18 protein-coding genes are annotated in these 17,013 nt (G+C 44.5%); 7 read left to right on the top strand and 11 right to left on the bottom strand.

The features are described from left to right. Nucleotides 1-16 precede the first annotated feature (16 nt). From rseP to rpsB, 8 genes are all read right to left on the bottom strand, one after another. The gene (gene rseP, locus R7070_RS12315; RefSeq protein WP_005380334.1) at nucleotides 17-1,375 is read right to left on the bottom strand and encodes a sigma E protease regulator RseP; all 1,359 of its coding nucleotides are present in this window, start codon (nucleotides 1,373-1,375) and stop codon (nucleotides 17-19) included. Next, on the bottom strand, nucleotides 1,375-2,580 hold the full coding sequence (ispC, locus tag R7070_RS12310) for a 1-deoxy-D-xylulose-5-phosphate reductoisomerase (protein WP_005385353.1): 1,206 nt from the start codon (nucleotides 2,578-2,580) through the stop codon (nucleotides 1,375-1,377). Before ispC ends, rseP begins: the two co-directional genes overlap by 1 nt. Before the next feature lie 50 nt (nucleotides 2,581-2,630). After that, nucleotides 2,631-3,473 carry a phosphatidate cytidylyltransferase gene (locus tag R7070_RS12305; protein ID WP_005385351.1) on the bottom strand — a complete coding sequence of 281 codons (843 nt, stop codon included), beginning with the start codon at nucleotides 3,471-3,473 and terminating at the stop codon, nucleotides 2,631-2,633. A 12-nt stretch (nucleotides 3,474-3,485) separates the two neighbouring features. Continuing rightward, the gene (locus tag R7070_RS12300; RefSeq protein WP_005380331.1) at nucleotides 3,486-4,241 is read right to left on the bottom strand and encodes an isoprenyl transferase; all 756 of its coding nucleotides are present in this window, start codon (nucleotides 4,239-4,241) and stop codon (nucleotides 3,486-3,488) included. A gap of 96 nt (nucleotides 4,242-4,337) precedes the next feature. Continuing rightward, on the bottom strand, nucleotides 4,338-4,895 hold the full coding sequence (gene frr, locus R7070_RS12295) for a ribosome recycling factor (protein ID WP_005380330.1): 558 nt from the start codon (nucleotides 4,893-4,895) through the stop codon (nucleotides 4,338-4,340). Nucleotides 4,896-4,995: 100 nt separating this feature from the next. Then, the gene (pyrH, locus tag R7070_RS12290) at nucleotides 4,996-5,721 is read right to left on the bottom strand and encodes a UMP kinase (protein ID WP_005380329.1); all 726 of its coding nucleotides are present in this window, start codon (nucleotides 5,719-5,721) and stop codon (nucleotides 4,996-4,998) included. 147 nt (nucleotides 5,722-5,868) lie between these two features. Next, entirely contained in the window at nucleotides 5,869-6,714 is an 846-nt protein-coding gene (tsf, locus tag R7070_RS12285) for a translation elongation factor Ts (RefSeq protein ID WP_005380328.1), read from the bottom strand. Nucleotides 6,715-6,846: 132 nt separating this feature from the next. Next, complete coding sequence (gene rpsB, locus R7070_RS12280) at nucleotides 6,847-7,575, bottom strand: 30S ribosomal protein S2 (protein ID WP_005380327.1); 729 nt, start codon at nucleotides 7,573-7,575, stop codon at nucleotides 6,847-6,849. A 384-nt stretch (nucleotides 7,576-7,959) separates the two neighbouring features. Between rpsB and map the strand changes: the two genes are divergently transcribed. The 3 genes from map (at nucleotide 7,960) to R7070_RS12265 (ending at nucleotide 12,097) form a co-directional block, all read left to right on the top strand. Further along, complete coding sequence (map, locus tag R7070_RS12275; protein WP_005380326.1) at nucleotides 7,960-8,838, top strand: type I methionyl aminopeptidase; 879 nt, start codon at nucleotides 7,960-7,962, stop codon at nucleotides 8,836-8,838. A gap of 108 nt (nucleotides 8,839-8,946) precedes the next feature. Continuing rightward, the gene (gene glnD, locus R7070_RS12270; RefSeq protein ID WP_005380324.1) at nucleotides 8,947-11,571 is read left to right on the top strand and encodes a bifunctional uridylyltransferase/uridylyl-removing protein GlnD; all 2,625 of its coding nucleotides are present in this window, start codon (nucleotides 8,947-8,949) and stop codon (nucleotides 11,569-11,571) included. A gap of 142 nt (nucleotides 11,572-11,713) precedes the next feature. After that, nucleotides 11,714-12,097 (top strand): DUF3461 family protein, encoded by a 384-nt coding sequence (locus tag R7070_RS12265; RefSeq protein WP_005380322.1) that lies wholly within the window; start codon nucleotides 11,714-11,716, stop codon nucleotides 12,095-12,097. A 90-nt stretch (nucleotides 12,098-12,187) separates the two neighbouring features. Here R7070_RS12265 and truC read toward each other — a convergent pair whose 3' ends face one another. Both truC and R7070_RS12255 read right to left on the bottom strand, forming a co-directional pair. Beyond that, a complete protein-coding gene (truC, locus tag R7070_RS12260) occupies nucleotides 12,188-12,958 on the bottom strand; it encodes a tRNA pseudouridine(65) synthase TruC (RefSeq protein WP_005380319.1) in 771 nt (256 codons plus the stop codon). A 4-nt stretch (nucleotides 12,959-12,962) separates the two neighbouring features. Next, entirely contained in the window at nucleotides 12,963-13,277 is a 315-nt protein-coding gene (locus tag R7070_RS12255) for a YqcC family protein (protein WP_005380318.1), read from the bottom strand. Nucleotides 13,278-13,353: 76 nt separating this feature from the next. On the opposite strand from R7070_RS12255, the gene R7070_RS12250 reads away from it, so the two are divergent. Both R7070_RS12250 and R7070_RS12245 read left to right on the top strand, forming a co-directional pair. Beyond that, nucleotides 13,354-14,391 (top strand): DUF3549 family protein, encoded by a 1,038-nt coding sequence (locus tag R7070_RS12250; protein WP_085569849.1) that lies wholly within the window; start codon nucleotides 13,354-13,356, stop codon nucleotides 14,389-14,391. A gap of 13 nt (nucleotides 14,392-14,404) precedes the next feature. Next, nucleotides 14,405-14,704, top strand: a complete 300-nt coding sequence (locus tag R7070_RS12245) for a DUF3301 domain-containing protein (protein WP_005380315.1) — start codon at nucleotides 14,405-14,407, stop codon at nucleotides 14,702-14,704. Here R7070_RS12245 and R7070_RS12240 read toward each other — a convergent pair. After that, nucleotides 14,664-15,149: a GNAT family N-acetyltransferase gene (locus R7070_RS12240; RefSeq protein WP_025768243.1), complete on the bottom strand. Its 486-nt coding sequence runs from the start codon at nucleotides 15,147-15,149 to the stop codon at nucleotides 14,664-14,666. The genes R7070_RS12245 and R7070_RS12240 overlap by 41 nt on opposite strands. 931 nt (nucleotides 15,150-16,080) lie before the next feature. On the opposite strand from R7070_RS12240, the gene R7070_RS12235 reads away from it, so the two are divergent. Together R7070_RS12235 and R7070_RS12230 are read left to right on the top strand one after the other, a co-directional pair. Continuing rightward, complete coding sequence (locus R7070_RS12235) at nucleotides 16,081-16,374, top strand: hypothetical protein (RefSeq protein WP_033905520.1); 294 nt, start codon at nucleotides 16,081-16,083, stop codon at nucleotides 16,372-16,374. Beyond that, a complete protein-coding gene (locus R7070_RS12230) occupies nucleotides 16,371-16,820 on the top strand; it encodes a YaiI/YqxD family protein (protein WP_005380310.1) in 450 nt (149 codons plus the stop codon). The genes R7070_RS12235 and R7070_RS12230 overlap by 4 nt, the downstream gene beginning before the upstream one ends. Nucleotides 16,821-17,013: the final 193 nt, after the last annotated feature.

Genomic DNA, 17,013 nt, shown 5'->3' with positions numbered 1-17,013 from the left:
TTTTGTCTCTGAACTATCACAGACGAGTAAAATCATTAAATAGCGCTAACGCCATGAGCGAGAAGATGATCGCACCACCAATTCTAAAGCCCATTTCCTGCACTTTCTCAGGAACAGGACGTCGAATGACTGCTTCAATTGCAAAAAACAACAAATGACCGCCATCCAACATTGGTAAAGGAACGAGATTAATAATACCTAGGTTAACACTAATTAGAGCGAGAAAACCTAAAAAGTAGACCAAACCATAATCTGCTGTCGCGCCTGCGCCTTTGGCTATTGATATTGGTCCACTCAGATTATTCAGACCAACGTCTCCAACAATAAGCTTCTTAAGCATGCTGATTGTCAAACCAATGACTTGGCCAGTTTTGTCTACTGCTTTACCTATTGACTCGAATACACCAAACTGAAGATCGAAGCGATAACTTTCTGGCCATTCTGCGACTTTAGGTGCAATACCTGCAAAACCAACGACTTCTTTGTTAGCTAGCTCACGGCTACCGGGCGTCAGCGTCAATGTTTGCTCATAACCCTGACGTAACACCGTCAATTCAAGCGGTGTATCAGGATTAGAACGAACCGCTTCAACTACTTGCTTCCATTCGGTCACGCGTTGTTGACCAATTGCGACAACCTCATCACCTGGAAGCACACCGGCTTTTTCCGCCGCTCCACCTTGCGAGACCTGCTCGATAACTCGATACACCTCCGGTGTATACGGAGCAAAACCTAACGACTGCATCGCTGACTGAGTTTCTGGGTCGAACTTCCACTCACGTAAATCGAGCGTTTTCGTTACTTCTGAACCAACTTCATTCGCTGACGTTAGTGTTACCGTCATCAAATCATCGCCAATATGAGAAATCAATCCCATATTTACTGATTCCCAATCCGGAGTTTTGATACCAGATATCGATTTAAGTTCCATTCCAGATTCAATTCCAGCTTCCGCAACAATCGAATTGGGCGTAACTTCACCAATTACAGGCTTAACAGCTGGGATACCAATTAGAAATACCAGCCAATAGGCAAAAATTGCGAAAAGAAAATTAAAGATGGGGCCAGCCGCAACAATAGAGGTACGCTTCCATAACGGCTTCTTATCAAACGCTAGGTGCTTCTCATGTTCTGGCACCTCATCGACACGGCTATCAACCATTTTCACATAGCCGCCGAGAGGGATCATTGAGATGCTGTACTCCGTTCCGTCTTTGCCTACTTTACTCCAAATAGACTTGCCGAAACCGATTGAAAACTTTTCAACTTTAACGCCGCAACGGCGAGCAACCCAAAAATGCCCAAATTCGTGCACGGCAACAAGAATGCCCAGTGCGACGATAAAAGAAATGAGATTCCACAATATACCAGTCATCAGCTACGCTCGCGTATGGTTTCTAGGGCAATAGTTCGTGCCATTCTATCTAGCTCGAGCAAGCTTTCCAAGCTATTCGCATTCTCAGCTTTGCAGCTTGCGTTGATTTTATTCAACACAGACTCATTGATGCGAGCAATATCGGTAAAACCTAGTCTGTTATTTAAAAATGCATCAACAGCGACTTCATTAGCTGCATTCAATGCCGTTGTTGCGTGTTGACCTTCATAACAAGCATCAATTGCGAGTTTTAAACATGGGTAACGAGCAAAGTCAGGCTGCAAAAACGTCAGCTCACCAACTTTCGTGAAGTCTAGCGGCTTAACCCCAGCTTCCACTCTTGACGGGTATGACATGGTGAGCGCAATTGGCGTCGCCATATCCGCTTCTCCCATTTGTGCCAAGACCGAACCATCACGATACTGAACCATAGAATGAATTACCGATTGAGGATGAATAACCACCTTCAGTTGTTCGCGAGCAGCATTAAATAGCCACTTAGCTTCTATATACTCAAGGCCTTTATTCATCATCGTGGCAGAATCAACAGAAATTTTTGGCCCCATCGACCAGTTTGGATGAGCGATCGCCTGAGCGGGTGTCACCTGCTCCAGTTCTGCGATGTCAGTGTAACGGAAAGGACCACCAGATCCAGTCAACAAAATATGAGAAATGCCATGTTCTTGTAAATTGCAACGACCTAGATTGGTTTGTACTTGCTGTGGTAAACATTGGAAAATGGCGTTGTGTTCACTGTCGACGGGAAGTAGCTCTGCGCCAAATTCTTCAACGGCATCAATAAATAGCTGGCCTGACATTACAAGTGCTTCTTTATTTGCCAACAAGACTCGCTTACCTGCTTTCACGGCAGCCATGGTAGGCAATAAGCCGGCTGCTCCTACAATAGCAGCCATTACACTGTCGACCTCGTCCAGCGAAGCAATATGGCATAGCGCATCAACACCACCTAGCACTTCGGTACCTGGCGAAACCGAGTGTAGCTCAGCTTGAAGTTGAGACGCCGCAGCTTTATCTGCCATGACCGCATACTTAGGTTGCCACTGACGACATAGACCGATCATCTTTTCAACGTTAGTGCTTGCCGCTAAGGCAACGACAGAAAACAGATCTGGGTTTTGTTCGACCACTTTAAGCGTGCTTGCACCAATTGATCCAGTAGCACCAAGAATCGTTAACTTTTGCATGTTGTAAGACCGTTAGAAAGCTCAGGAGCGACGACGCCGCTCCTGATAAATTAGAATACGTAGTAAAGAAGAGCAAAAACTGGGAATGCTGCGGTTAGGCTGTCGATACGATCTAGCACACCACCGTGCCCTGGGATAATGTTACTGCTGTCTTTAATGCCTGAGACACGTTTGAACATACTTTCAACCAGATCACCAAGCACTGAAATAACGACAGTAACCAGCGTAATCAGCACCATATGGACAGGGCTAGTGAACTGGATATCGAACCAATCAGCAAATGCCCACGCTACGATTAATGCCGTGATAATGCCACCAATTAGCCCTTCAATGGTTTTATTGGGGCTTACATGAGGAGCCATCTTACGTTTGCCTAAGCTTTTGCCTGCAAAGTAGGCGCCGCTATCTGCAGCCCATACCAAGAAACAAACGTACAACACAAGCTTTGCGCCGTGGTATGGATCTACAGTGATGTCATACGCTCTGAGAATAATCACACTCCAAAGGAATGGGATTAATGTCAGAAAACCAAATACATGACGTAAAACAAAATTACTTTGCCAAGATTTCGTCGTTTTGGGGTAAGTAATCGCCATTAAGCTAGCAATAATCCACCAAACAAAACCAATACCCAAGACGACATAATGAGGTGTCGTTAAGTGATTGAGGCTATATGCATCAGGCGAGATGTATAGAAAACTAAGTCCGGTAATAATGATTGCCGGCACAAGGGCAGCAATGCGAGAGTTGCTTCCTGTAAACTGAGTCCACTCCCAAAAACCTAATAGCGTTATTGCAGTTAAAGCGGCAATAAAGCCCATTAGCGGTAATTTAAAAATGCCTAAAATAACCAGGGGAGCTAAAATTAGTGCTGTTATTATTCTCTGTTTCAAACTAACTAGTCCTTATTGAGCTGCCATCAATGCCTTTATTTGTTCACCTGTACAGCCAAAACGACGTTCTCGGTTGATAAACCAAGTTACAGCTTCTACCAAACTGTCTTCATCGAATTCTGGCCAGTACTCTGGTGTAAAGTACATTTCTGCATAAGCCATTTGCCACAACATAAAGTTGCTGATGCGGCACTCTCCACTGGTGCGAATTAAAAGATCCACTTCCGGTAGGTCTGCCATGGTCAAATGCTCAGTGATTAGCTGCTCATTGATATCCTCTACACGAATTTCACCGTTACGTGCTTTTAGCGCTAACGTTTTAGCAGCTTCTGTGATGTCCCATTTACCGCCATAGTTGGCTGCAATGTTGATCACCATACCCGTGTTATCTGCCGTTAGGTTTTCTGCTTCTACAATTTTCTTTTGTAGACGCTCACTAAATCGACTGGTATCACCGATCACGCGCAACCGTAAGTTATTTTTGTGTAGTTTTTTTACTTCACTAGACAGGACCGTGATAAACAGTTCCATCAAAAGACCCACTTCTTCCTCCGGACGACGCCAGTTTTCACTACTAAAAGCAAACAGCGTCATGGCTCTAATGCCTAGTTTTGAAGCAGCAGCCACGGTCTTACGAACGGCACTAACGCCTTTTTTATGACCAAATACGCGAGGTTTTCCTTTGGACTTAGCCCAACGGCCATTACCGTCCATAATGATGGCAATATGCTTAGGAAGGGAATCAGAGAAGGCTTGAGAATTTTGCATAGGGAGTTAATTGAGTTCCATCAGTTGGATAGACTAACATAAAAAAACGCTGAGCTGTGAGCACAGCGTTTTCCAACAGTGATGTGTGTGGGAGTATTAAACTTCCATCAACTCTTTTTCTTTTGCAGCAAGAACTTCATCGATCTTCTTAACTGCAACGTCAGTTAGCTTTTGAATTTCGTCTTGTGCTTTACGGTCTTCATCTTCAGAGATTTCTTTATCTTTTAGAAGCGCTTTAAGATCGTTGTTTGCGTCACGACGGATGTTACGAACAGCAACACGACCACCTTCAGCTTCACCACGGACGATCTTAACTAGGTCTTTACGACGTTCTTCCGTTAGCGGTGGAAGTGGAACGCGGATGATAGTGCCAGCTGACATAGGGTTTAGACCAAGGTCAGACGTCATGATCGCTTTTTCTACTTTCGGCGTCAGCTCTTTATCAAAAACCGTGATTGCAAGTGTACGTGCATCTTCAGCAATAACGTTTGCTACTTGGTTTAGAGGTGTTGCTGCACCGTAGTATTCTACAGAAATACCAGATAGTAGGCTTGGGTGTGCACGACCTGTACGAATTTTAGAAAGGTTGTTCTTAAGCGCTTCAACGCTTTTATCCATGCGCTCTTGCGCGTCTTTTTTGATTTCGTTAATCACAGTTTCACCTTAAAAATGTCATCTTTCCTGAAGAAAGCCTAAAACGGTTGAGCAAAGCAAGCACCACCCTAACGCTTTGGAGTGGCACCTTAAGCCAAGCTTATTCGTTGATGAGCGTGCCTTCTGCTTCGCCCATAACCACGCGACGTAGTGCGCCTGGCTTGTTCATATTAAATACGCGGATTGGCATTTTGTGGTCACGAGCTAGCGTAAACGCCGCCAAGTCCATAACTTTCAGCTCTTTATCCAGAACTTCCGCATAAGATAGCTTATCATACAGCTCTGCGTCTGGGTTTGCTACAGGGTCAGCAGTAAATACACCATCAACTTTCGTCGCTTTTAGTACGACATCCGCTTCAATTTCGATACCACGTAAACAAGCAGCAGAATCCGTTGTAAAGAACGGGTTACCAGTACCAGCAGAGAAGATGACAACTCGGCCTTGGCGAAGCTCACGGATCGCATCAGCCCAATTATAGTCGTCACATACGCCTTTTAGAGGGATTGCAGACATAACGCGCGCATTTACGTATGCACGGTGAAGAGCATCACGCATCGCTAGGCCATTCATTACTGTAGCAAGCATACCCATGTGGTCACCAACTACGCGGTTCATACCAGCTTCAGCTAGGCCTGCACCACGGAACAAGTTACCGCCACCGATAACTACACCAACCTGAACACCCAGTTCAACCAGTTCTTTAACTTCTTGTGCCATACGATCAAGGACCGCAGGATCAATACCAAAACCGTCTTCACCTTGAAGAGCTTCACCACTCAGTTTTAATAGAATACGTTGATACGCTGGTTTAGGGTTCGTAGTCATGGAGTTTACCTTCCAAAGAGAGTTGTTGATTAACAGTCATGAATAGACACAACTTCAGTTATGGCTATTCATCACGGCTAATCGTTCACTGCTCATAAAAAGACCGCAGCCTTGGCTACGGTCTAATCTTTATACAGTCTCTAAGGATTAACCTTTTTGAGCTGCTGCAACTTCTTCAGCGAAGCTCATTTCTTCTTTCTTCTCGATACCTTCACCTACTTCTAGGCGAACGAACGTAGAAACTGAAGCGCCTTTTTCTTTCAGCATTTCGCCTACAGTTTTCTTAGGCTCCATGATGAAAGCTTGACCTGTTAGAGAGATCTCGCCAGTGAATTTCTTCATGCGGCCAACAACCATCTTCTCAGCGATTTCAGCAGGCTTGCCTTCGTTCATTGCGATTTCAACTTGAACCGCTTTCTCTTTTTCTACTACGTCAGCTGGTACGTCTTCTGGGTTAACGAACTCAGGCTTAGAAGCAGCAACGTGCATTGCAACGTGCTTAAGAGTTTCTGCGTCGCCTTCACCAGCAACAACAACACCGATTTTCTCACCGTGACGGTAAGAAGCGATTGCAGTGCCTTGAACGTATTCTACGCGACGGATAGTGATGTTTTCACCGATTTTAGCTACTAGAGCTACACGTGCGTCTTCGAATTGTGCTTGTAGTTCTTCAACAGAAGCTTTTGAAGCTAGAGCTGCAGCTGCAACTTCTTCTGCGAATGCAGTGAAGTTACCGTCTTTAGCAACGAAGTCAGTTTGGCAGTTAACTTCAAGAAGAACAGCAACGCCGTTTTCTTCTTTGATGATGATTGCGCCTTCAGCTGCAACGTTACCAGCTTTCTTAGCTGCTTTCGCTGCGCCAGATTTACGCATGTTTTCAATTGCTAGTTCGATGTCAGCGTTTGCTTCTACAAGCGCTTTCTTACATTCCATCATGCCAGCGCCAGTACGCTCGCGAAGTTCTTTAACTAGAGCAGCAGTTACAGTTGCCATTCTGTCTTCCTCGTTTGATTCGAAATAAGGTAAAAAACAGGGGCCTAACATTGTCGGCCCCCATTGCTAACTATAACTTAGTTTATGCTACACAAAGGTTTCACATAGACCAAGTGTGACACAGAGCCGCTATTATTCAGCTTCTACGAAACCGTCTTTTTCAGCAACTGCAGCTACGTCTTTGTTACGACCTTCAGATACTGCTGAAGCAGCAGCGTTCAGGTATAGCTGTACAGCGCGGATCGCGTCGTCGTTACCTGGGATTACGTAGTCAACGCCGTCTGGGTTAGAGTTAGTATCTACCACAGCGTATACTGGAATACCTAGGTTGTTAGCTTCTTTAATTGCAATGTGTTCGTGATCAGCGTCGATTACGAATAGAGCGTCTGGTAGGCCGCCCATGTCTTTGATACCACCAAGAGATTTCTCTAGCTTCTCCATTTCGCGAGTACGCATTAGAGCTTCTTTCTTAGTTAGTTTGTCAAAAGTACCGTCTTGAGATTGAGTCTCTAGTTCTTTTAGACGCTTGATAGACTGACGAACTGTTTTGTAGTTTGTAAGCATACCGCCTAACCAGCGGTTGTTTACGTAAAACTGGTTGCTTGCGATTGCAGCTTCTTTAACAGCTTCAGATGCAGCGCGCTTAGTACCTACGAATAGAACCTTACCTTTCTTCTCGCCAACTTTAGCTAGTTCAGCTAGAGCGTCGTTGAACATTGGTACAGTTTTTTCTAGGTTGATGATATGAACTTTGTTACGAGCACCAAAGATGAATGGCTTCATTTTTGGGTTCCAGTAACGAGTCTGGTGACCGAAGTGAACACCAGCTTTTAGCATATCGCGCATTGATACAGTTGCCATTTTAAAATCCTCTATGGGGTTAGGCCTCCACATTCCCCATAACTCCGACCAAGCTTCTGCTCAGCACCCCGGAATATGTGACGGAATGTGTGTGATTTAAAGATAAAAGGTTATTCGGATGAAGCTTGCTTCGCCGCTTAACTTTGCTAAACGAAGAGAACAGTCCTCTATTCCGGCGCGCTTTATACCATATTTTAGCTCACTGTGGCTAGTAAAAATTATTTCTTCACCGAGCGACTTTCTCCTATTTATAAGCAAAACTTTAAACATATGATCGAATTAAGAATGATGCATATTCCTATCTAACTTGGGTTAACGCCCCGATGTCTGATAGAATGCGGCCATTCGCACGTTTACGTGCATAGGAATAAGTAGAGAAAGCCAATGTCAATCAAGATTAAAACTGCTGAAGAAATAGAACGCATGCGCATTGCGGGCAAGCTAGCCGCAGAGATTCTAGAAATGATCGAACCACACATCAAAGTTGGTGTGACGACAGAAGAGTTAAACAAAATCTGTCATGAGTACGCTCTAGAAAAAGGCGCATACTCTGCTCCGCTTGATTATCATGGTTTCCCTAAGTCGATCTGTACTTCAATCAACCATATCGTATGCCATGGTATTCCAGCGGAAAAAGACGAAATCGGTAGCAACGGCCAAATGAAGCCGGCGGTACTAAAAGATGGTGACATCTTAAACGTTGATATTACCGTAATCGTTCCAAATGATGAGAATGCCGATCTGAGCGTGCGTCCTCAGGGGTACCATGGTGACACTTCTAAGATGTTCCTAGTCGGTGATGTTTCGCCTGCAAACAAACGTCTGTGCATGGTAGCTCAAGAAGCACTGTATGTTGGTATGCGTACCGTTAAGCCAGGTTCAACGGTTGGTGACATCGGTACAGCTATCGAGAAGTACATCAAAGAGAACAACAAGAACAATCCTCGCAACAAGTTTTCTATTGTGAAAGACTTCTGTGGTCACGGTATCGGCGATGAGTTCCATGAAGAACCACAAGTGGTTCATTACAAGAACAAAGACCGCCGCGTATTAAAAGAAGGCATGTGCTTTACTATTGAGCCGATGATTAACGCTGGTAAATTTGGTTGCTCTGTTGATGCACAAGATGACTGGACTGTTTACACGGGCGACGGCAAGAACTCTGCGCAATGGGAACATACCATTGTAGTAACAAAAGAAGGTTGTGAAGTACTAACGCTTCGTAGCGACGATACGATTCCTCGCCTAATGAAAAACGCGTAAAGCTGACGACCACTCGTTGTTTACTATATCCCTGCTTCGGCGGGGATATTTTTTATCTGCCGCAAATTTGTTAGATTGTTATTAGATTAGCTTGCACGGATGGCAAATATGACACTTCAGTCCCCTCTTTCCTTTTCCGATGAACAAATCAATATCGGTGAACTCAAACGAGAATTAGAGAAGTTTAGCTCTAATCAAAACCAAGAGTTTCTCAATCATCATCCGGTAACAAGCTTGGTTTTAGCCAGAGCTGAATATATGGATCTGCTTCTCAATCGTTTGTGGCAACATTTTGGTTTCAAGGATATTTACAACATTTCCCTGGTTGCCGTTGGTGGCTACGGACGCGGTGAGCTGCATCCACTCTCCGATATCGATATTTTGATTCTGTCGAACAATAAACTGCCAACCGCGTTAGAAGCAAAAATCAGCGAATTCATTACGCTGTTGTGGGATTTAAAACTCGAGGTCGGACACGCTGTTCGCACCGTTACTGAATGTGCTGAAATTGGTAAAGCCGATCTAACGGTCGCGACAAACCTGCAAGAAGCGCGACTGCTGTGTGGAAGCGAGGACACCTTTCAGGCACTGAAGAAAGTCGTGTTATCAGACTCCTTCTGGCCAAGTGAGACGTTTTACCGCGCTAAAATTCAAGAGCAGCGCGAACGCCATGCACGTTACCACGACACGACCTACAACTTAGAACCGGACATTAAATCAACCCCTGGCGGGCTACGCGATATTCATACATTAAGCTGGGTCGCTCGACGTCACTTTGGTGCGACTTCATTGTTGGAAATGAGCCGATACGGATTTTTAACTGACGCAGAATACCGAGAATTGGTTGAATGTCAGGACTTCCTTTGGCGAGTACGTTTCGCTCTGCACATGGAGCTTCGCCGCTATGACAACCGCTTGACCTTTGCTCATCAAGCACAAGTTGCGGAAAATCTAGGCTACGTCGGAGAAGGCAATCGAGGCGTAGAAATGATGATGAAAGAGTTCTACCGCACGCTTCGTCGTGTGGCAGAGCTCAATAAAATGCTACTCAAACTCTTTGACCAAGCGATCATTAATGGTGGGGCAACAGAAAGTGCCGAGATTCTCGATACGGACTTTCAACGTCGCGGTTCTTTAATTGAAGCGCGGAAACCCGCATTGTTCCAAGCTCGCCCAGAAACTATTCTGGATATGTTCTTACATATTGCTAACGACTCGACTATTGAAGGGGTGAGCCCACCAACGCTGCGTCAACTGCGCACCGCTCGCCGTCGGCTCAACAAGTTTTTGCACACCATTCCTGCTGCGCGTGAAAAGTTCATGGCGTTATGTCGTCACCCTAATGCTCTGCACAAAGCATTCAGTCTCATGCACCGATTAGGGGTTATGGCGGCCTATTTACCGCAATGGAGTCAGATTGTTGGTCAAATGCAGTTTGACTTATTCCATGCCTACACAGTTGATGAACACAGTATTCGCTTACTTAAACACATCAACACTTTTAGTGACCCAGAAAATCATGCGAAGCACCCAATTTGCTGTGACGTCTACCCTCGAATGCAAAAGAAAGAGCTGCTGATTATTGCCGCTATTTTCCACGATATCGGGAAAGGTCGTGGCGGCGATCACTCAATTATCGGTGAAGGAGAAGCATACGACTTCTGCATTGAGCATGGCTTATCGAAGCCCGAAGCCAAACTTGTCGCTTGGTTGGTAAGACATCATCTATTAATGTCTGTCACCGCACAGCGCCGAGACATTTATGATCCTGATGTCATTACCGAATTTGCCAAAAAAGTCAGAGACGAAGAATCTCTCGATTATCTTGTATGCCTGACAGTTGCAGATATTTGTGCAACGAACCCAGAACTTTGGAATGCTTGGAAACGAACTTTACTTGCGGAGCTGTATTACTCCACACAACGTGCTTTACGTAGAGGCCTAGAGAACCCTGTCGATGTGCGTGAGCGAATTCGCCACAATCAACAAATGGCCTCCGCAATGCTGCGCAAAGAGGGGTTTGCCGCGCGCGAAATTGAAGTATTGTGGCAACGCTTCAAAGCTGACTACTTCCTTCGTCATACCCATACGCAAATCGCGTGGCACTGCGAACACTTACTTCGCATGGAAGATCCGACTAAGCCTTTGGTATTGATCAGTAAAAAAGCCACTCGTGGCGGCACTGAGGTGTTTGTATATACGAAAGACCAGCCTGCTTTATTTGCGACGGTCGTGGCGGAGTTAGATAGGCGTAATTTTAATGTACACGACGCGCAAATCATGACCAGCAAAGATGGGCACGTGATTGATACCTTTATGGTACTCGATCAACATGGCGAAGCGATCGATGAGTCTCGTCACGCGGCGGTGATTAAACACCTCACCCATGTACTGGAGGCGGGCCGACCAACCAAGATTAAAACGCGCCGTACTCCGAACAAACTTCAGCACTTTAATGTGAAAACCAAAGTCGACTTCTTACCAACCAAAGGTAAAAAACACACTTTAATGGAGTTTGTCGCGCTAGACACACCAGGGCTGTTGGCCAAAGTAGGCCGTACGTTTGCTGATTTAAATATCAACCTTCACGGTGCCAAAATCACCACCATTGGTGAGCGAGCAGAAGACTTGTTTATTTTAACCAGTGATGCAGGAGGAAGATTAAGTGAAGAACAGCAAGATGAGCTAAGAGAGAGATTGATCGAAAAGTTATCTGATGAGGTCGCAGCTTAGATAAAACCTGCCAATCTTTTCGGTTCAGGGCGAGAGCGATCTTGCCCACAAGTTAAGCATTTTGGCTAAATATCAGCTATCTAGCTCATACATAGGCTGCTACAGTTATATCAATATCAATTCGATGTAATAGAGGTAGCCTATGTATCCCCACCTCACTGGTTTGGGTATTCACGACCCTAAGCAGATTGAACGTTATTCCCTACGCCAAGAAGCACACAAAGACGTACTCAAGATCTATTTCCACAAGCAAAAAGGCGAACTATTCGCTAAAAGCGTTAAATTCAAATACCCACGCCAAATCAAAAATGTTCTTGTTGATAGTGGCAGTCACAAATATAAAGAAGTAACGGAAATCAACCGTAACCTCACATTAGTCATTGATGAACTGAATAAAATCACTAAGCCAACGAAACAACCTGAGGTTGATGTCAAAGAGAAAATTCTCTCAGACCTTCGTCATTTAGAAAAAGTCGTTTCGAGCAAGATCGCAGAGATCGAGGCGGATCTCGAAAAACTAAAGTAAAACGTTAAGTCTTAAATATTAAAAAGGGTTAGCATTGATGCTAACCCTTTTTATTTGTACCCAATCATTATCTAGATCTAACTGCACCGATTATCGGTTAATCATCGATTCATCCCACTCAAATCGAGTGAACAATTGCTGCCAAGTTTCATCAAGATTGGCCGTCATGACAATCTCTTGATCGGTAAATGGATGGACGAACCGTAACTCTGAAGCATGCAGTAGCAGACGATGAGATTCAAACTCTGTGCGATACAGCTTGTTGTGCTTTCCATCCCCGTGCGTTGTATCACCCACGATCGGATGGCGTAGATGTGCCATATGACGACGAAGTTGGTGCTTACGCCCCGTTTTAGGTTTCATCTCAACTAAGCAATAACGCGTTGTAGGAAATTTACCCGTCGAATAGGGAACCTCCACTTTAGCCAGCGGCTTATATTCCGTCACCGCTTCTTGCGCTTCTTTTTCTTGTGAAGCGAACTTATCAGCAATCTTGTCTAACTCGACTTTGAGCGCGTAATCCAATACGCCCTCTTCCTCAATCCAACCGCGTACTATTGCGTGGTATGTCTTTTCCATTTTATGTTCAGCAAACATCGGCATGACTTGTGATGCGACTTCACTCGACAACGCAAACACAAGCACACCAGATGTTGGACGATCCAGACGATGCAATGGGAACACATGCTGACCAATTTGGTCGCGCAAAGTTTGCATGACAAACTGAGTTTCGTGTTTATCTAACCAACTGCGATGCACTAACATGCCTGCAGGCTTATTGACCGCTACAAAATATTCATCCTGATAAACGATCTCCAGCTCAACTGGTTCTGAAGATCGCGTTAGTTCTTGTTCTAGCATTCGTTTACTTACACAGTTCGTCAATGGTTCGGATTGTAACAAGCAGCTCGGCGAACTGCGGTTCCTGCTTCCACGCTTCTGAAAAATAGGGCTCGAGAGAAAACCCTCTTGGCAATGGTTGGTTATTTTTCACTAGTGAGTGCATTCTGGCTATAAAGATCCACTGCAACCACTCATGAGGGTGCAATGTATCAATCGCAAATGGCTCTGTACTTTGTAAGGCTTGCTCTGAAGGCATAGTATATTGCCATAAGTTATGCTCTCTAAGCTGCGCTTCAAGTTGGTGAAGTAAGTCGACCAATTGAGTATTTGTTACCATTAATTCTATCTCGAACCTTGAATTAGCCGAGAATGATACCATTTCTTGTGAAAAGAACGTTAGGACGTCGTATTTAATGGAAAACATTCAAACCCTCACTCAACTGTTGAACAACAGCCACTGTGATTATCAAATCTTCGATCTTGGTCGCCGTATCAAAACCATCGCTAAGAAAGAGTTTACCGATGTAGAAAAAGGTCAAGCACCTTACCCATTTCCAATGCAACGTAAAGCACACCTTGCCATCGCGTACTGGAATGAACAAAAGCAACCTTGGATTTGGTTTCTAAAGTTTGAATTGGACGAGCGCGGTTTGTTAAAGCAAGCGGATATCGGCAATTTCATTAAATACGTAGTGGAGGCTATGGGAACACGCCTCAATGATGATATCACTGAAGAGCAACAGCAAAAGCTGTCTAACAACCCATACACTTTCAAACCTTCCGAAGATAAAATGGCCGTGTTTCATAGCCAGGTCCGCGCAAACCTCAATCTTCCTACCAGCCAATATTACGAGCATACCCAGCATTACTTCTCTGGAGGTTTAGGCTGGGATAATTGGCAAACTGTAGGTCTGCAAGGTATCACAGACATAGCCGCTCGCCTGGACAAAGAGCAAAACGGAGTAATGATACGCAAAGCGTTGAACCACCTACCAAATGAGCCACTTTATGCCCTATTAGGTGCGCTTGAGCATGTAGAGCTACAAGAGCGTTTAGCAGAACGTATCGCAGAAAAGGCACAGCAAGAAATCGCAAGTAGCGAACCTGATCTCTTCCTACTTTCAGCACTTATCCGAGCCCTTGCTGGTGCACCAACAGAAGTCGCCTCTCCAGTATTAGATGCGATATTGCATAGCCCTCGTTTAAGCCATCAGGAGGTATTGATTGGTGTGGCGGGCCGCGCTTGGCACTTACTCGCCAATGAAAAGGTAGCGGAACAGTTTTTGCTGCGTTTAGCTCAAACCGGTAATCAATCCCTATTTAATCAGTTATTTGCCGATTTAGTGATGCTGCCAGAGTTAAGAATGGTGTTATTGCCTTTGCTGCATTCAAACCCATCAGAGGAACTAGCAAATGCGCTAGTAAGCTTACAACAAGCAACAAAAAGCTAAGAAAGGTTCAGGAATGATTGGTGATCTTTTAGCAATTTTAGGGCTCTGCTTTTTCTGTTACCTGTTTTGGCAACAGCGTCGCCAAGCCGAACTCGCAAAAGCGGCCATCACGCGTAAATGTGAGCAATTGGATCTCCAATTAATCAGCATCGCCTTTGGTGCCCATAAACTAAAAACGCCAGACGGAGTCTGGCGTTGGCATACGGTGTATCAATTTGAGTTTTCATCTCTTGGTGACGATTGCTACCAAGGAGAGTTAACCATGGTCGGTTTCAGGCCGCAGAACTTTCACCTACCACCGCATCGCTTGTAAATTCCATTTCAAAGTAAGGACCATATACATCCTTACTTTCTTTTGTTTTAACAAATCCCAGCTTTTTCAGTACCGCCATAGAAGCTTGATGATTGCTATTCACGTTAGCTTTCACCTTATTCAAGCCCAACTCACGGCACGCTTTGGGGAAAAATGCTTTTAGTGCTTCTGTTGCTAACCCTTTACCCCAATATGATTTATCAAAAATAAACCCTAATTCAGGTTCGGAATCGAGATTAGCAATGAACACGTGCCCCATATAGTCACGACTGGTGCTCTCTAGCACTGCCATACTATAAATGTTCTCATCATCCAGTATTTTCTCAAACATCTGTTTGGCAGACGCAACTGTATACGGACCATTCAATTCAGCACGGTTTTTCGCACAGCAATTCAGCATGACGAATTCTAGTTGCAACGACTCATTGTAGGGTAGAAGAAGCATTCTTCTGGTTACTATGGCCACATCTGTTCCTTGATTACAACAAACTTAATCCATCCGCAGATCACAAACTCGATGAGCTGAACATGCTCAATGATTGCGGGCTAACACCTTGTAGAGAAGCCGAAAGTTAAACCAACTGGTTGGAAAGGATATTGATCTGAGTTGTTTTTTATTAAGTGTTATTAGGAATTTATATATTTTGTGATATTGATATCCCCAAATAACATCGAGATGCTTAATTCAATGAGAACACTGGATATCGTTTTTATATAAGAAAGACCCCGACACATAAGTATCGGGGTCATGGTCTTACTCGCAGCAGTCCGGCTACTAAAAGTGCTCCATGCATCATCCATAATAGTGGCTGATTCCGTCAGCTTATTCCTTACGTCGCCGTCCTAGCGGTGTCCTTATCATCCTGACTGCTAACATTCCTCGTTAGCACACGTCACTTGTTCCTTGAGCGGTGTCCCTTGCATCTTCCTGATGCTGTCCATAACCTCAATCCTAGAGGGGTCCATTGTCTATCCTTAGTCATCAACATCCTATTGATGATCGTATCCTTACAATGTCCTACGCTCCATGCTTGATTAATCATCCTGACCAACCAAATCGTCTTCCTGACGATAACCAAATCCTTGGTGCTTTCCTGTTCCATGTCTGCTTCCTGCTGACAACTCTCAATTTACGCCTTTTCCAAAAATAGACAATCTATCTAAGATAAATATTTGGCTCCCACATTGGTTAACAAGTTGTTAAATCATTATTTATCAGAAACTTAAGCTCTTCAGCTTCTCTTTTTCCGCTTACGAAATCGTTTTCTCTCACAACCTATGTAAGAGATCTCTCACACTACACTCTCCAAAATGCCATTCGCCAAATTAGCGCACTCAACGTATGATGATAGATATATCGTTGTTAAGGATTAAAAATGTTAACTCAAGACGTTACTAAAGAATTAGAAGCGGCAATGGAACAGTTGCAACAACAAGGAAAAGAGCCAACCGTAGCGTTAGTGAAAGCACGATTGAAAACGCCAGTTCCAATGCCAGCGTTAATCACCGCAATAAAAAGTTGGAAGAGTGCTCAACGCGTACCCAAGGTTGAAATCGCAGCACAACACCACACCGATAATGATCGTCTTGAAGCCCTAGAACACACCGTAAAAATGCTAGCCATTCGTATTGAAGAGTTAGAAGCGAAACTCAGTGAGAAATCATCATGAAGTTATGGGTAGATGCAGACGCGTGTCCGAAAGTTATTCGCGAAACCATTGTGCGTGCCGCCGAGCGTACGGGGATTGAATGTACGTTTGTCGCTAACCACGTTGTCCCTGTGCCGAAAAGAGACAACATCCACTCGCTACAAGTCCCTGCGGGATTTGACATCGCAGACAACGAAATCGTCAAGCGTGTAGAAGCCAACGATTTGGTGATCACGTCAGATATTCCGCTTGCAGATGAGGTTATCTCTAAAGGCGCTCAAGCCCTCAGTTCTCGTGGCGAGCTCTATACAAAAGACACCATCAAAGCTCGCCTAAATATCCGCGACTTTATGGAAACCATGCGTTCAAGCGGAATTCAGACAGGTGGGCCCGCCGCGCTTTCTCAAACCGATCGACGCGAATTTGCAAACCATTTGGATCGTATTTTGGCGAAATTTAAGAAGTAACCCTCACTCTATTCATATTGAGCCAGCAAATAAAAGCCTGGCTCATTCCTGAAAATTCATTCTCAGCATTGCACCCAAAGCGTGCTCTTACTCCCATTTGTTTTGTTCTGTTTATTTTTCATCTCGCTCACCATAGCTTCAATATGCAACGTGGTTTATTTTGAACGACGTTTTTAATAAGTGTATAGAGAAT

Source organism: Vibrio sp. 1557 (genome assembly GCF_033340175.1).
GTDB classification, from domain to species: domain Bacteria; phylum Pseudomonadota; class Gammaproteobacteria; order Enterobacterales; family Vibrionaceae; genus Vibrio; species Vibrio alginolyticus.
The sequence above is the reverse complement of the archived record's forward strand: the minus strand, read 5'-3'. Positions and strand labels throughout refer to the sequence as shown.

What these genes read in the sequence shown, in the direction of transcription:
- rseP (WP_005380334.1), bottom strand. Translation starts at nt 1,375, where the DNA reads ATGACTGGTATATTGTGGAATCTCATTTCTTTTATCGTCGCACTGGGC.
- ispC (WP_005385353.1), bottom strand. Translation starts at nt 2,580, where the DNA reads ATGCAAAAGTTAACGATTCTTGGTGCTACTGGATCAATTGGTGCAAGC.
- R7070_RS12300 (WP_005380331.1), bottom strand. Translation starts at nt 4,241, where the DNA reads ATGCAAAATTCTCAAGCCTTCTCTGATTCCCTTCCTAAGCATATTGCC.
- pyrH (WP_005380329.1), bottom strand. Translation starts at nt 5,721, where the DNA reads ATGACTACGAACCCTAAACCAGCGTATCAACGTATTCTATTAAAACTG.
- tsf (WP_005380328.1), bottom strand. Translation starts at nt 6,714, where the DNA reads ATGGCAACTGTAACTGCTGCTCTAGTTAAAGAACTTCGCGAGCGTACT.
- rpsB (WP_005380327.1), bottom strand. Translation starts at nt 7,575, where the DNA reads ATGGCAACTGTATCAATGCGCGATATGCTAAAAGCTGGTGTTCACTTC.
- map (WP_005380326.1), top strand. Translation starts at nt 7,960, where the DNA reads ATGTCAATCAAGATTAAAACTGCTGAAGAAATAGAACGCATGCGCATT.
- glnD (WP_005380324.1), top strand. Translation starts at nt 8,947, where the DNA reads ATGACACTTCAGTCCCCTCTTTCCTTTTCCGATGAACAAATCAATATC.
- R7070_RS12265 (WP_005380322.1), top strand. Translation starts at nt 11,714, where the DNA reads ATGTATCCCCACCTCACTGGTTTGGGTATTCACGACCCTAAGCAGATT.
- truC (WP_005380319.1), bottom strand. Translation starts at nt 12,958, where the DNA reads ATGCTAGAACAAGAACTAACGCGATCTTCAGAACCAGTTGAGCTGGAG.
- R7070_RS12255 (WP_005380318.1), bottom strand. Translation starts at nt 13,277, where the DNA reads ATGGTAACAAATACTCAATTGGTCGACTTACTTCACCAACTTGAAGCG.
- R7070_RS12250 (WP_085569849.1), top strand. Translation starts at nt 13,354, where the DNA reads ATGGAAAACATTCAAACCCTCACTCAACTGTTGAACAACAGCCACTGT.
- R7070_RS12245 (WP_005380315.1), top strand. Translation starts at nt 14,405, where the DNA reads ATGATTGGTGATCTTTTAGCAATTTTAGGGCTCTGCTTTTTCTGTTAC.
- R7070_RS12240 (WP_025768243.1), bottom strand. Translation starts at nt 15,149, where the DNA reads ATGCTTCTTCTACCCTACAATGAGTCGTTGCAACTAGAATTCGTCATG.
- R7070_RS12235 (WP_033905520.1), top strand. Translation starts at nt 16,081, where the DNA reads ATGTTAACTCAAGACGTTACTAAAGAATTAGAAGCGGCAATGGAACAG.
- R7070_RS12230 (WP_005380310.1), top strand. Translation starts at nt 16,371, where the DNA reads ATGAAGTTATGGGTAGATGCAGACGCGTGTCCGAAAGTTATTCGCGAA.